Source organism: Lactobacillus colini, from assembly GCF_017874575.1.
Lineage (GTDB): Bacteria > Bacillota > Bacilli > Lactobacillales > Lactobacillaceae > Lactobacillus > Lactobacillus colini.
Genome location: NZ_JAGGLU010000005.1, coordinates 117,908 through 133,480, shown reverse-complemented (window position 1 = coordinate 133,480; position 15,573 = coordinate 117,908). Strand labels below are relative to the sequence as shown.

The window sequence follows — 15,573 nt, the reverse complement described above, 5'->3', positions numbered from 1 at the left end:
GACTAAATTAATATTTGATTATAACTTTTAAATTACTGTGTTGACTTGTATCATAGAGTGAATTTAAATAAGCTGCATGTCTTGGATAATCATTAATTAGTTTTTGATAAGCTGGTGAAGCATGAAGATGATCAATTTGCTCATAACTAATATGATTTTGACCAATAAAGAAGTTGTAGCTTATTCCTCCAAAGATATGACCCATTTCTCTAACAAGATCTAATCCCTGAGGATCCTTCTTCAATTCACTTTGAACTAACTCAGTAGCTAAAGCGCCTAATTGCAAATTCTTTAAATAACTGCGGAAATGAGTTAACGTCCAGTTTTTCTTTTCTCTATCAGATAAATATGGTGTCATATCAAAACTACAGCGCTGATAATTTAACTCATTCGGCGATACTTCAATAACGCCATATCCTTGATCGGTAGTGCAGAAGCTAGAAGTAACTATTTCTGTTGTAGGAATATTATTTTGCGGTGGCATAATATGTTGCGCATGAATATGTCCCGAAAATACTAATCTCACATCATATTGTTTACACAATTGTCTTAACTTAGCCGTATCATCCACAACATAATTCTTATTTACTAACTTATTATGAGCATATAAATTATGATGCATGAATAAGATTGACTTTAAATTTTGTTGTTGTCCCCATTCAAGTTGCTCTTTTAGCCAACTAAGCTGATCTTGCCCAATCTTACCTGCCGTAGCTGGTGCTGTAGAACTCTCTTCATTTGAATAATAATTTGAATCCAAACAGATAAAAAGATAATCAGGATTAAATTGCACACTATAGGCCAAAGAACCAGCATCTTCGCTAACATCCCCAGCATAACTAGTTTTAAAAATATCCCTCCAAAACGTAGGAGATATTTGACCAGTATAATATTGTTTATTATTTTTAAATTCACGTGCCCAGCCATCATAAATATCATGATTACCCGGTAAGACAAGTAACTTAGTATCTGTTAATTTAGAAAATATCTTGGCAAATTTTTGCGCTGAAATACGCTCACCATTAAATGTAACGTCCCCACATACTACTATTGCGGCTGGCTTTTTTTCATTAGCCATTTTTACAAAATTACTCAACGCTTCTTCTTGATAATATAAATCCTTACCTTGACTGGTCTTTTGCATTTGAGCAAATGCCTGCCCATTATCGTGTAAGTCTTTAGCTATCAAATGAGTATCTGAAATTACCCAAAACTTAGGATTTTTTTCTTGTGTAATCATTTTTATTCGCCCAATATTGGTAATAATCCGTTCTTAAATTACCATTGAAAAACTTTCTCTTTTTAGTAGCCTTAGCCCCGAAGAACTGCTCAAATTGGCGATCTGAAGTAAGATAATATTGGCTAAAGCTGGTTAAAGGACGTAAAGTCTTTCCCATCTCTTCGTAAATCTTTTCTGCTGCTTGGCGATCTTTTAATCGCTTACCATATGGTGGATTGGCGACAATTATTCCATTTTCTAGGTCAGTTGCGAAATCTTTAACGGCAACTTGCTTAAAGCGAATATCTTGCAAGACACCAGCGTTGTGAGCATTGACTTTAGCAATTTCTAAGATAGATTGATCAATATCACTCGCCCAGATAGGCGCATGGTCGACGACAATCTGATCCTTGGCTTCCTCTAATAATTCTGAATGTAATTTTTTGTCAAACCAATCGAAATTATCAAAAGCAAACTTACGCCAAATTCCTGGGGCTACATGCTTAGCAATTAGAGCAGCTTCAATTGCTAGTGTACCTGAACCAGTCATTGGGTCGATGAATGGATGACTACCATCAAATGGCGTTAACTTAATTAAACCAGCAGCAAAGTTTTCCTTTAAAGGAGCCCCACCATGCTCTACTCGATAGCCACGCTTAAATAAACTTTGACCAGTAGTATCTAGACTTAAACGAACCCTGTCTTTATAAATATGAACATCAAGCTGATATTCAGTACCACTCTCTGGTAGGAATCCACGTCGACGATATTGGTCTGTTAGTTTGTCAACAATAGCCTTTTTGACAATTGATTGTACATCAGGCTCAGAATGCAGCTTACTTCGTACACTACGTCCCTTTACAGGAAAACGCGCATCTACTGGTAAAAGCAACGCCCAATCGTAATCATATGTTTCATTATATAGGGTATCAAAGTCAAATGCCTTGAATTCCTTAAGTAATATTTTTATTCTATCGGCGCTACGTAACCAAAGATTAGTCCTGACAATATCAGCTTGAGTTCCTTCAAAGAAGACACGTCCATTCTCTGTCTGAGTATTGTAACCTAAGTCTTGCAGTTCTTTGGCAACAACACTTTCAAATCCTGCTCCCATAGTCGCATATAAATGATATTTTTCCATGATGATTTTCAACCCTTTATTTTTTATAAAAAAAGGTTGAGACAAAGCTCAACCTACCATACAAGTTCCTATAAGCCACGTTCTGTTCCAACAAGACTTGGATAATCTTGTCTTCAGCAATCATCTATCTTCATTAAAAAATGACCTTGTCTTTAGTTCAGTTCCATAGACAAGACGCCCCTACCAAATTTGGGTTGCCCGCTTGCAGGGTTTACCTCGTTCCACCAACAGAATTTCTTCCATTGCTTCGTCACTGTGGCACTTTTCAGGATAGTAACGCATGTCCGAAGATTTAGCGCTTTTTCCGCCGTGATCTTACGATCCCCCAGCTTATTGGGCTGAGTACAAACACTACGAGCATCACAGCTCGTGCGAGCGTGGACTTTCCTCAGTTAGCTCAGGGCTAACCGCGATTGCTCAAAACTTGCAGTATCATTATAACATAATTTTTTCGAATTTTTGGCTTGTGTGCTGCTTTTTTGCTTGCAAAAAAGCTTTTTTCTTTTTATTTTTATTATTTGTTAAAGTAACACTTTTATTTATTCAATATCACTTAATAAAAATCAGGATCCAAAATAATATGAATCCTGATTTTTATCATATGATATTTTATGCTTTTAAATGCGCCAAGCGAACAACATCGCGCTCAATCATTAATTCCTCATTAGTTGGAATAACTAAAGCTTGAATCTTAGAATCTATCTTAGTGATAAACTTTTCGCCATTCTCTTTATTAGCTTCAATGTCAGGTACTAAACCAAATATCTTAAGTCCCTTCATTACGGATTCTCTCAAATCTTGGTCATGCTCGCCTACACCTGCAGTAAAGACAATAGCATCTGCGCCATTCATTTCAGCTATATATGAACTAACATAACGAATTATCCGATTCTTAAAAATATCCCTAGCAAGTTTAGCTTGCTTTTCATCAATATGACTCTTAATATCTCTCATATCTGGAGAAATACCTGAAATTCCCAACAAGCCAGATTTATGATTTAATATTTCAATCATTTCATCCATTGAAAGATTTTCTTTTTCCATAATAAATTGAAGTAGTGATGGATCTACATCACCTGAACGCGTACTCATCGTTACGCCTGCCAAAGGAGTAAATCCCATAGAAGTATCATAAGACTTGCCATTCTTTACAGCTGTAATTGAAGCGCCTGACCCAAGATGGCAAACAATCAACTTCAATTCGTCGGCACTCTTGTCTAACATTTCGGCGGCTCTGCTTGTAACATAGCGCACAGAAGTGCCATGAGCACCGTACTTTCTAGCACCATAATCTTCATACCACTTATAAGGCACTGAGTATAAGTAATGAACTGGATCCATAGTTTGATGAAATGAAGTATCAAAGACCCCAACTTCCGGCACTCCAGGCAAAAGCTTCATGAAAGCCTTTATTCCATTACCTTCAGCTGGATTATGTAAAGGGGCATATTCTTTTAAGTCGAAGATTTTTTGTAAATTTGTTTCATCAATAATAGTTGAATCTTTAAAGTATTCACCACCAGCAACAATTCTATGACCTACACCTACAATTTCACTAAAATCATCAATTACATGATATTCCTTTAAAGTATTAAGCAATATTTCTACTGCCCTTTCTTGGTCGGGAACAGGAATTTTTGCCATATGCTTTTCACCATTAGATAGCTCAACATTGAATGTTGAATCATCTAATCCGACACGATCAGCCATTCCCTCTGCTAAAACAGCTTCATTATCCAAGGAAAATAACTTGAACTTAAAAGTAGAACTTCCTGAATTAATTGCTAAAACCTTATCCATAAAATCCTCCAATATTTCGAATTTTTATAACAAAAAAGCAAGAAACCATAAAGCTTACCATGGTTTCTTGCTTTCAAACTTAATTTAATTAACCATTAATGATGAGACGCACCTGAAGTTGTATCAGTTTCTTTTTCTTCTACTTTAGGTTCAACTTTTTCAGCTTCAGCTTTAGTAGAAGCACTGGAAACAGCATCTTCATCCTTTTTGAAAGTTGCGCCACTAATAGCATCTGGATCATCAACTAATTTTTGACCAGTAGTTTCACAGAAGTACTTAACAAATGGATATAAGTCTTGCACCCATTCATAGATACCCATGTAATTGCCATCTTCATCTTCAACACGCTTGTAATCATGTAAGATCATCTTATGACGGTTACCAAATGGTACAGGCATCATAACTTCGTCATGACCACCAACCTTATGGCGTAGAGCATAGACAACTTTTTTAGCTTGTGGAATAACATCACGAACATTAGGGTGAACATTACCCATAGTATCACCAACTTGGTCTGGAGTCCTACCTGCAAGCATTTTCTTGTTGTCATTAGTAGTTCTGTTGTACCACAAGAATTGATTGTTTTCATCAACAAATGTTAATTCACCAAATGCACGCTTGAGCATCTGATTAATTTGCTTAACAGTTAATAAACCAGCGTCTAACTTAACGTAGTCATCACCTTCAGCAGCGTTAACTTTCTTAGCCGCCTTTTCTAGCCAATCAGGATCATTTTTATCGATGCCTTCGACAGTGTATTTACCCTTGCCAGTAGCATCAAAGTCTTCCTTCATGTAGTCTTCTGGATTTATGTCTTTTAACCACTTTGGTTCTGCCATAACTTCTCCTTATAGTTTCTTAACTGATTACAAATTAATGTTGTGATGCACCAGATGAAGCATCTTCTTCTTCAACTTCTTCTGGTTCTTCTTCGTGTTGTGATGCACCAGTTGCAGTATCAGCTTGTAAACCATACTTTTCAGCGAAGTAACTGAATGGCTTCAAGTCTTCTGCTTGATACTTCTTAACGAATGCTGGATCATCAAGAGTGTTCAATTCAGTTGAGTAAGGCATTTCATGGGTGTACTTGATGTCGATGAGCATTGGGCCGTCCATCTTCTTCCATTCCTTAACTGCAGCTTCGAATTCTTCCTTAGTGCGTACAGTTACACCCTTAACATTCATACCTTCAGCAACTTTTGCCCAGTCATTGTCAGGAATGATAACACCAGATAATGGTTGGTTAGATTCATCTTCTTGTTCTGCTTGAATGTAACCAAGAGTTTCATTAGTAAATACAACGTTTAATACGTGCATGTTGTAACGTGCCATAGTTAAAAGTTCTTGGTTCATCATAGCAAAGCCACCATCACCAGCTAATTGCCATACTTCACGATCTGGATAAACAGTTGCTGCTGCTAATGCTGCTGGAGCACCGTAACCCATAGTTGCGTGAAGACCGGAAGTAGTCCACTTTTGGTCGCCGTGCATCTTAAGGTGACGTACGTGGTCCATGTTTACGTTACCAACATCAATTGCAAATACTGCATTGTCTGCGGCTTCTTTGTTAATTACATCCCAAATTGGTTCAGGGCGAACAGGTGATTCCTTAGAATCCTTGAAGCTATCTACCCATGCATCCCAGTTTTCACGGTCTGCAATAGCTGCCTTGTAAAGTGGTGATTCTTCACGAGCTTCACCAGCATCAATCAAAGCACGGAGTGACTTCTTAGAATCTGCAAGCATTGAAACATTTACAGCATGACGCTTACCAAACTTAGCTGGATCAGTATCAATTTGAATAACTTTAGCATTCTTGTTAAACCATAATACTGAGAATGGTGAGTTATTACCTACCCAAACAACTAAGTCAGCATGCATTTGAATATCATTAGGAGCCTTTGAACCAATACGTCCAATAGTACCCATGTATGCTGGGAATGCATCTTCAACAACACCTTTACCAAGGTATGATGAAAGAAGTGGCATCTTGAACTTATCAGACATTTCCTTTAATTCTTCACCAGCATCCTTAGCACCGTTACCAAAGTAGATAACTGGATTTTCTGCTTCTTTAATAAGTTTTACAGCTTCTTCAACTGATTCACTAGTTGGTGCTGGGTAGTTAGGTTCAGGCATAGCATCTTTGTTTACACGGAAGTTGTCTTCGATCTTAGTCCAACCTAAGTCCTTAGATACGATTAAGACAGCAGGACCCTTTCTTGCGTAAGCTTGACGAATTGCTTCATCCATCAACATTGGAAGTTGTTCAGCAGTCTTAGGTTGTGCTGACCATACAGCTACATCAGTGAACCACTTATTTTCATCAAATGCTTGGAAGAAGTCAATATCTTGACGACTAGTTGGAACATTAGCAATGATAGTAACTGTTGGAGTCTTGTCAAATTTAGAATCGTACAAACCGTTAAACATGTGAGCAGCACCAGGACCAGCTGAACCAAATGATACACCAACTTTACCAGTTAACTTGTATTCTGCAGCTGCTGCTAAACTACCTGCTTCTTCATGACGAACTTCAATAAACTTGATCTTGTTCTTCCAGTTATGAATAGCATTCATAGTTGAGTCAAATGAACCACCTGGGAAACCATAAACATGATCAATTCCCCAGTCATATAACACTTGAAACATTGCATCTGAACCATTAATTTTAGTCATAATTTTTATCTCCTTTAATTTTGAGTTTCAATTTATTAGTGTTTTGAAGCACCAGATACCGCATCTGAATCGCCAACTGTCTTGATTTGGTTTTCATCAGTCTTAGGGTATGGCTTCACAACTGCTGGTGAAGTATTTGAAGGTAAGTTGTCAGCAGTGTAAGGAATGTGAGCAATCTTAGCATGCTTAACATCTTCGATTGTCTTACATCCTGTCAGCTGCATATCAATTACCAATTCTTCATTGAGCTGGTTGAGCACACTTTCCACACCTTTAGGACCGCCTAAAGCCAAACCGTATAGATATGGGCGACCAATACCTACAATATCAGCACCCAAGGCCAAAGCCTTAAATACATGTGATCCACGACGTACACCTGAATCAAAGATAATTGGAACACGGTGGTTAACTGCAGCAGCAATTTCAGGTAATAAGTCAATAGTAGCTGGTGAGCCATCAATCTCACGACCACCATGGTTAGTAACATAAATACCGTCAGCCCCTGCACCTATAGCCTTATATGCATCTTCTGCGCAGCATACACCTTTTACAATAACTGGCAAACCACTCATTTCCTTGATGCGTCTGACATCTTCTGGACCAATCTTTTGTGCACTTGCAGCGTACATTTGAGCAACACTTTGGCCTTGGCCTTTGGCTCCAGAATAACGAGTAAAGAAATCAAGTGGAACTGGATAAGTAAACTTAGTTCTGATGTTTGCTTCTCTATATCCTGAAACCAAGGCATCTACTGTTAAAAGAATACCCTTATAGCCAGCCTTCTTAATAGCATCAAAGACCATTTCGTTAAATTTCCAGTCTTTAGATAAGTATAACTGGAATAGTCTAGGAGCTTCAGGAGCAGCAGCAGCGATTTCTTCAACACTCTTATTTGCATAAGTACTTGATGAAAATAGTGCGCCCGCTGCAGCTGCACCCTTCTGGGTAGCTACTTCAGCATCTTTATGAGCAATACCATGACAAGCAATTGGTGAAATCATGATTGGTGTCTTCAATTTCATACCCAAAAACTCAGTATCAGTTTGTGGATCATCCATATCAGTTAAAGCACGAGGTACTATTTGATAGTGATTGAAGGCAGTAGTATTGTTACGCCAGGTCCATTCATTTTCAGAACCAGACGCAATATAGTAATAAGCACCTTCAGGCATTATCTTTTTTACTTCTTCTTCGAGCTGATCAACATTGACCATCTTGATATATTCGTCCCGTTCACTTTGCGGAAAACCCTCATAGTAATATGTCATTTTTATCACCTATTATCAATTAAATATATAACTTGCGTCTTTTGATGATAACGCTTACTTATTACATAATATAAATTACCATTATATTTAATAATTAAAAATAGAAATAATTAAATCAATCAATTTAATTATTAGATTGATCGACTTAAAAGCCATAATACTTCGGTTTATATTTTTTAAAAAAAGCATATTTTTTTGAATTATTTAAAATTTATATTCTCCTTTCATTACAATATTCTCTAACACAATCTTCAAATAATTGTACTGTTCTAGGAGTAAATTCCTGCTTCTTTTCGACTAAAGATATAGTGTATGTTTCATCTTCTAATAAATCACGATACTCTAGTCCATCGGTTGGTTGATTTTCAAGTTTAGGCACTAATGCCACACTATTACTTGCTCTAACTAAGTCTAAGATTGTCCTGATATCATCTGCTTCAGCAGTATAATGAACTGTAAGCTGATTTTCTTTCCATAATTGGTCTAACCTCGGCCTAATTCCGCTCAAGTCAGAGAAGCCAATAACAGGATATGCAATTAAGTCTTTCAAAGTAATTATATTCTGACTAGTTAAGGGATGATCTGACGGTAAAGCCACCGTAAAGTGTCTTTTAAACAATGGAATTGACTTTAATTCCGAAACTTTTAAATCTTCATTAACCATCGGCACAATCGCTAATTGAATCTGGTCATCTTTAACTGCTTTTAGTAAGTCTATTGCAGTGCCATGATTAATATCAAATGTTACCTTATTCTTATTAAAAATCTTATGAAATTCAGTTATTAAGCCGGTTACGAAATCACCATCAATAATATTACCAATACCTAATCTTAACTTGGCTACTTGTCCTAAACTAAGATCAATTACTTTATTCTTACCTACTTTTAAACTATTTACCGCCGTTAGTGCATATTGATAGAATAGCTTACCATAAATAGACAGCGCTAAATGTCTCCCTCTCTTCTCAAATAAAGGAACACCGAGCTCGTCTTCTAACTTACTAATAGCATAGCTTAAAGTAGACTGAGAAACTTGTTGCTGTTCTGCAACTGAGGGCATATGAGGGTTCTTTACTAATTCACAAAAGTAAATCAAATGTTGCAAGTTCATCAATTGATAATTCTCCTAAAATATTTCTGCTTCTTATTATACTAATAAATTGCCCTACGATATAAAAAAGTTATCCTAAAATGCAAACAAAAAATCCGCTAGAATTAAAAATTCTAACGGATTTAACATTAATCTTCTACACGACTTCGATAATACTTTACTCAAAATCAGACAAGACTGAAATATGATCTTGATGAAGATACTCATTGTATTTCTTAGCTTGATCTGCTAAAGATACATTATCAATATGACTAGCTCCTATAGTCACAAACGGAACTAGATAATTCATATTAATCAGCCTAGCAGTAGCTTGAAAGGGACGCAATAACTCATGAACCGTATATTTAGCAAATTTATCATGACCATAATTATCAGCACCTGGTGATACTGCAATTAATAGTTCTTTTCCTTTTAGTGCATCCCCACCAATACCATAGGCCCAACCTATTTCCCAAGCATCAACTTCCCATTGCTTAACTAGTGCAGGCGCGCCATACCAATACATTGGGAATTGTAACACGACTCTATCTGCAGCTGATAAAACTTGTTTTTCCTTTTCAGTATTAATCTTAAAGTCAGGATATAACTTGTACATATCTCTAACTTTAATATCGTTATCCAAACCATCAACTAAAGCTTTATTAACATGCGAATTTTTTATATCAGGGTGAAATAAAAGTACTATAGTTTTCAAATCTAACTCCCTCAATTTTATTAAATAATTTTAGTCACTTACCTTAATATAAGACTTAATAACTTTTCTATCGGCCATCTCTTGGTATGCTTCATTAATTTCATCAAGTGTAAAGGTCTTAGTAAATACTTTACCTGGATTAATTTCACCATCAAGCACTGCTTTAAGCAAAACATCCTTATCATAAGTAGTAACAGAAGCAGGACCACCAGCTAAAATAACATTTCTATAAAAAGTTGCAGCTGGATCAATTTTACTACCATGTGGTAACCCAACACGACCAATAATTGCACCACTTCTAGCTACTCTCATAGCTTCTTCATTAGATAATTCAGTACCAACACATTCCAAAACAGCGTCAGCACCACCATTTGTCAATTCTAATAACTTAGCAATGCCTTCTTCACCACGTTCAGCTACATTGTCTGTTGCCCCAAATTCCTGGGCTAAAGCTGCACGATCTGGGTGACGGCTAGTAGAAATTATTCTCTTAGCACCACGCATCTTAGCTGCAATAATTGCACATTGACCAACAGCGCCATCACCTAAAACTATAACTGTATCACCTGGCTTAACGGCAGCGACACGAGCTGCATGATAACCAGTTGCCATTACATCAGCCAAAGTTAAAAGAGATTTAAGCATCCCTTCTGAATAATCACTAGGCTTACCTGGCACCTTAACTAATGACCATTGAGCATGTTGGAAGCGAATATATTCAGCTTGGTAGCCATCACTCCAATTATCTTGATGATTCATACAAGTTCCATCAAATCCAGCTAAACAAGCACGACATTGACCACAACCATGTGTGAAAGGAGCTATTACAAAGTCGCCTGGCTTAACAGAAGTTATATCAGAGCCCACTTCTTCAACCATACCAAGCGCTTCGTGACCAGAGTTTTGTGAGTCAGTTTCAATACCATCGATTCCTCGGTATCCCCATAAATCCGATCCACAAACACAAGTTCTAATTACTCTAATAACTACATCATCAGATTTTTTAATTACAGGCTTTGGTTCATCTTTAATAACAATTTGTCCTGCTTGCGCTATTCTTGCATCTTTCATATATAAAATAAGTCTCCCTTCTTAACAGACTGCTCTATTATTAGTTTATCTATAGAACATCAATCTGTGAAATACTTAAATAGTATTCTAATTCATAGACAAAAAGTATAGAAAAACAATTCTTTAATTTTTATTATCATCAAGAATCTTATATTCTTCAAAATAACTTTTATTTTCTTTGATCTTACCAGATTCATATAATGATATCTTATGCTTAAGTCGTTTAATTGATCGATCGAGATTATGACGCTTCTCTTCGATATTAGCTAGCTGTTCCCTTAATAAATCTTCTCTAGCTTCTAAAGTATCATCTCCTTGGCGTAGCATTTCAGCATAGTCAATTAAAGCTTCAATTGGTACGTCTGAATGACGCAAGCAAACAATCATTTCGATCCATCCTTGCATCCCTTCAGTATAATAGCGATTACCATTTTTCTTACGTGGCACTTTTGGTAATAATCCAATTCGTTCATAGTACCTAAGCGTGTCTGGCTTTAGATCGTATTTTTCGGCAACTTGCATAATTGTTAGATTAGGCATAATATCCCTCCTTCTTTTATTAAAACTAATAGACTTTGAATACAATTAATATCTTATTACTTAGAGTTAACTCTAAGTCAAGCATAAATAAAAAAAGAAAGTATCTAGAGATTACTAAATTTCTAAATACTTTCTCTTTGAAATTAACATTAAGCTACTTTTTTATTAGCTTCAGAACAAAAAACTTAGCTATATTATAAATTGCAAGACCTACAGCTATTAAAATAGCATTTGTTATAAATTGTACCATTTATATCACCTCATATTATAAAAGTAAACAATTCAACTATGTTCAAGTTAAATTAGCAGGTTTATTGACACATATTTTATACCAAATTTTGCCTTTGTCAATTTGGCATTATATTCAATCCATTCCATTTAGCTAAAAAATCTCACTTCGACTAACTCTATCGAAGTGAGATTTTTTAATTAATGTTATTAGCGTTATGTATAAGTTTTGCTATAAAAGCATAAAGGAATAGATTAAAAAGAAAGTAAAATTTATTTTAACGATCAAATGGTGCCCAGCCTAAAGCATGTTGAGCTGCTAAGTTAAGTAAACTCCACTGACGATCAAATGAAGGTGAGAAGAAGAAGTCTTGTTCAGATAAGTCTTCCAAAGTTAGCCTTTGTCCAATAGCTAAACTCAAGACATTAGTTTGAGCTGTTATATCATAGCTGGACAATACTCCACCACCTAAGATTTGATGGTTATCTTTATTAAAGATTAAATATACGTGTACCTTAGGATTATCTTCTTCAGGAATATAAGCTGGACGTAAGTGATCTTCATATACGTCTATAGCAGCATTAACATTTAAGAATTTGAGTGAACGTTCATTAAGACCTGTGATTGCTGCATGAGCATCGAATGCTTCAAGGACTTGAGCACCAACTAAGCCCCTAAATGGGCGGGTTGGCTTAGCTTCAAATAAGTGATCAACTAAATATTGGGCTTCATGACGAGAAGCTGATGCTGATGGAACTGGCATGTGGACATTACCTGGAATAGAATATGGCCAAATTACATCCCCAATAGCATATACATCTGGGGCACTAGTTCTAAAGTATTCATCAGTTTGAACATAACCAGTTTTAGCAAGTTCAATTGAACCTTTTAACCAATCAGTATTTGGCTTAATACCAGCAGTAACAATTACTAAATCAGCATCTACATTACCTTGATCAGTTACTACTGTTGTTAACTTGCCGTCTTTTCCTTCAAATTTTTCTACTTTAGTGTTCATTAATAGCTGAACATTGTTTTTCTTAAATTCAGCTTCAAACACATCAGTGAATGCTTTTGGCATGTAGTTACCTAATGGACGATCGCCAGCATCGATTAAAGTTACATTCTTACCAGCTAATTTAGCAGCTTCAACAGCTGATATACCATTACCAGCTCCAACAACTACTATGTTTTTAATGCTGTCATCATGTAAAGCTTCATTAATCTTGCTTGCCCAGCCGTAACCACGCATTAAAAAGACATTTTCAAGGTCATTACCTGCTACAGGAAGGTTAGCCGGTTTAACTCCAGAGGTGATAATCAACTTATCATAGCTAACTGTTTCTTCTTGATTGCTATCAGTATGTTTAACACTAATAGTCTTATTTTCAGGATGAACAGCAGTTACTAAACTATCTGCGATCACTTGCCCTCCACGCTTAGCTAAGTCTTCAGGAGCAAAGTTACGCACATTATCTTGTCCAGTTGTCTTGCCTTCTAAGAACAACTTCATCCCACAAGACATAAATGACACGAAATGACTTGCTTCATAAATTGTCACATCAACATCATCATACTTGTCTAACAATTCATTAGCTGCCTCGTGACCAGGGTGTGATGCACCTACGATAACTACTTTACGCTTATTCATAAAGAAATTCCTCCTCTTATTCAGTTTCATAACCCTATCTTAAAACACCTTGGAAGCGATTTAAAATATTTTGCCTACAAAATTTCTTTTTGTATACAAAAAAGCACCCTCACATAAGGATGCCTTAAAATAATATTAGCCTTCAAATGATTCAGTTAATGGAGGTACTACTTGCTTTTTGCGAGATACAACTCCAGGTAGCTTAACTTCATTTTCACTTAATTTAGCGTTAAACGCAGCTTCAAACTTAGCCTTGTTTTCATCGCTACCAACTACTAAAGCTTCAGAATCAGAATCTAAAATATTAGTAATCAACAACATAAACATGTCATAGCCATTACTCTTAGAAGATTCTTCCATTACCTTTAAGAAAGCATCCTTTCTTTCCAAAGCTTCTGGTAAGTCAACAACGTTAATTTGGGCAACACGGACATTATTACCAGCTAAATCAAAGCTCTTAGCATCTAAGTCGATTAATTCTTCTTCACTCTTATCAGCAATATTAGTACCAGCCTTGAGCATAGCTAAACCGTATTCTTGATAATCAACGTCGGCTATCTTAGCTAAGGCCTTAACAGCTTCTTTATCATCATCAGTTGTAGTAGGTGACTTCAAAAGCAAAGTATCAGAGATAATTGCTGAAAGCATTAAGCCAGCAAGATTCTTAGGAATCTCTACTTCATACTCACCAAACATCTTCCAAACAATAGTGCTAGTACAACCAACAGGCTCTGCACGGTAATATAATGGATCTGCTGTATTAAAGTTCATGATACGGTGATGGTCAACAACGTGGCTAACCTTTACCTTATCAATATCAGAAACACTCTGTTGAGGTTCATTGTGATCAACAAGCATTACTGAATCTACCTTATCAGCGGCAGTTTCAATAACTTGCGGTGCCTTAAATCCGAACTTATCTAAAGCATATTGAGTTTCGTCATTTGGTTCACCCAATGCTACAGCTTCAGTGTCATAGCCCAACTTATTTTGTAAATATGAATAGGCAATAGCAGTACCGATCGCATCAGTATCTGGGTTTTGATGTCCAAAAACAAATTCTTTTGTCATTGTTTAATCTAACTCCTTGTAAAAAAGTAACTAAGTTAATTATTGCAGTATATCTTGTCTGGGTCAATAATCAACTCGAAGTTTCTCAGGCATCGAGCCGTGAGGCATAGTCTTTTTGAGCAAGGTAATTATCCCAAGTAACCAAAAATTGCTTAATTCTTGGTATTTCCAATTTGAACTTCTTGGAAACAAAGTTGCTATCAAAATAGATTATCGGATTCAACTTGACAGGTTGCATAGTTATCTCACGGTGATGAACTTGATAAAAACTATTAGTTACAAAGGCATTATAGTCTTTATTAGCTTGAGCAAATTTAACTAATTGACTTGTCACTAGGAATCGAGCTGCAACTTCTGGCGTATTGTTAAACTCATTGAGCTTATAGTAATGCTTTAACACTTGCTGCAAATAAGAGTTCTTAGGATAAGATACCCACTTCTCATTATTTAACTTTTCATCACCTGAATTACTACTTAAGAAGACCAATGAATCAGAATAAATTTTCTTAATGTAATATCCCTTCATTGTATCTTGAGAAAGACTGTTATCAGGTAAGTAAGTTATAGCAAGATCAATTTCACCATTATCTAACTTACTCCATAAGTTGCCCCTATTATAAAATGCAGTTGAAATTGTTACATGAGGATACTTTTGATGATAATAGATCAAAAAATCTTCAATGACCTTAGTTTCTATGACATCCAAAATACCAATTGAAATATGTCCTGATTTTGAATCAGTATATTGTTGAATCTTATCAACAGATTCATTTACTACCTCAAATAGCCTATGTGCTGTCTGTTCTAACTCTTTACCAGCTGGAGTTAAAGTTAACTTCTTACCTATTTGAATAAATAAAGGAGCACCAACGGCACGCTCAAGCTTTTTAACTTGCTGAGTTAAAGCTGGCTGAGTAATGCCTAAACTATTAGCAGTTTGGGTATAGCTCATATTTTCTATCAATTGTAGAAAGTAGTGGAGTGACTTTGCGGAAAGCACAGCGTCTGGATTAGACTTCATTTCGTAACACCACCTTAATAAACTTAATTTCTAGTAATATAATAACATTATAAATTAATAATGGTAATTAATTAGCCC

General features: G+C 36.0%; 13 protein-coding genes and 1 other RNA gene. All 14 read right to left on the bottom strand.

The features are described 5' to 3' along the window. Positions 1-7 precede the first annotated feature (7 nt). Positions 8-1,240, bottom strand: a complete 1,233-nt coding sequence (locus tag J2Z60_RS05895; protein WP_209686756.1) for a metallophosphoesterase family protein — start codon at positions 1,238-1,240, stop codon at positions 8-10. Beyond that, complete coding sequence (locus J2Z60_RS05890) at positions 1,215-2,360, bottom strand: THUMP domain-containing class I SAM-dependent RNA methyltransferase (RefSeq protein ID WP_209686755.1); 1,146 nt, start codon at positions 2,358-2,360, stop codon at positions 1,215-1,217. The genes J2Z60_RS05895 and J2Z60_RS05890 overlap by 26 nt, the downstream gene beginning before the upstream one ends. A gap of 66 nt (positions 2,361-2,426) precedes the next feature. Continuing rightward, positions 2,427-2,785: RNase P RNA component class B (gene rnpB / locus J2Z60_RS05885), an RNA gene on the bottom strand. Positions 2,786-2,969: 184 nt separating this feature from the next. Continuing rightward, positions 2,970-4,160, bottom strand: coding sequence for an acetate/propionate family kinase (locus J2Z60_RS05880; protein WP_209686754.1), 1,191 nt, complete (start codon positions 4,158-4,160; stop codon positions 2,970-2,972). 95 nt (positions 4,161-4,255) lie between these two features. Continuing rightward, positions 4,256-4,999 (bottom strand): PAS domain-containing protein, encoded by a 744-nt coding sequence (locus tag J2Z60_RS05875; RefSeq protein ID WP_209686753.1) that lies wholly within the window; start codon positions 4,997-4,999, stop codon positions 4,256-4,258. A 34-nt stretch (positions 5,000-5,033) separates the two neighbouring features. Then, the gene (gene spxB / locus J2Z60_RS05870; RefSeq protein ID WP_209686752.1) at positions 5,034-6,839 is read right to left on the bottom strand and encodes a pyruvate oxidase; all 1,806 of its coding nucleotides are present in this window, start codon (positions 6,837-6,839) and stop codon (positions 5,034-5,036) included. Between the two features lie 35 nt (positions 6,840-6,874). Continuing rightward, positions 6,875-8,107: a lactate oxidase gene (locus tag J2Z60_RS05865; RefSeq protein WP_209686751.1), complete on the bottom strand. Its 1,233-nt coding sequence runs from the start codon at positions 8,105-8,107 to the stop codon at positions 6,875-6,877. Positions 8,108-8,318: 211 nt separating this feature from the next. Beyond that, a complete protein-coding gene (locus J2Z60_RS05860) occupies positions 8,319-9,218 on the bottom strand; it encodes a LysR family transcriptional regulator (protein ID WP_245328734.1) in 900 nt (299 codons plus the stop codon). Between the two features lie 157 nt (positions 9,219-9,375). Beyond that, on the bottom strand, positions 9,376-9,912 hold the full coding sequence (locus J2Z60_RS05855; protein ID WP_209686749.1) for an NAD(P)H-dependent oxidoreductase: 537 nt from the start codon (positions 9,910-9,912) through the stop codon (positions 9,376-9,378). 30 nt (positions 9,913-9,942) lie between these two features. Next, positions 9,943-10,983, bottom strand: a complete 1,041-nt coding sequence (locus J2Z60_RS05850) for an alcohol dehydrogenase catalytic domain-containing protein (protein WP_209686748.1) — start codon at positions 10,981-10,983, stop codon at positions 9,943-9,945. 123 nt (positions 10,984-11,106) lie between these two features. Beyond that, positions 11,107-11,523: a MerR family transcriptional regulator gene (locus tag J2Z60_RS05845; RefSeq protein WP_209686747.1), complete on the bottom strand. Its 417-nt coding sequence runs from the start codon at positions 11,521-11,523 to the stop codon at positions 11,107-11,109. Between the two features lie 506 nt (positions 11,524-12,029). After that, positions 12,030-13,403, bottom strand: coding sequence for an FAD-dependent oxidoreductase (locus J2Z60_RS05840; protein WP_209686746.1), 1,374 nt, complete (start codon positions 13,401-13,403; stop codon positions 12,030-12,032). 135 nt (positions 13,404-13,538) lie between these two features. Then, positions 13,539-14,474, bottom strand: coding sequence for a manganese-dependent inorganic pyrophosphatase (locus J2Z60_RS05835; protein WP_209686745.1), 936 nt, complete (start codon positions 14,472-14,474; stop codon positions 13,539-13,541). An 85-nt stretch (positions 14,475-14,559) separates the two neighbouring features. Continuing rightward, positions 14,560-15,495 (bottom strand): LysR family transcriptional regulator, encoded by a 936-nt coding sequence (locus J2Z60_RS05830; protein ID WP_209686744.1) that lies wholly within the window; start codon positions 15,493-15,495, stop codon positions 14,560-14,562. Positions 15,496-15,573: the final 78 nt, after the last annotated feature.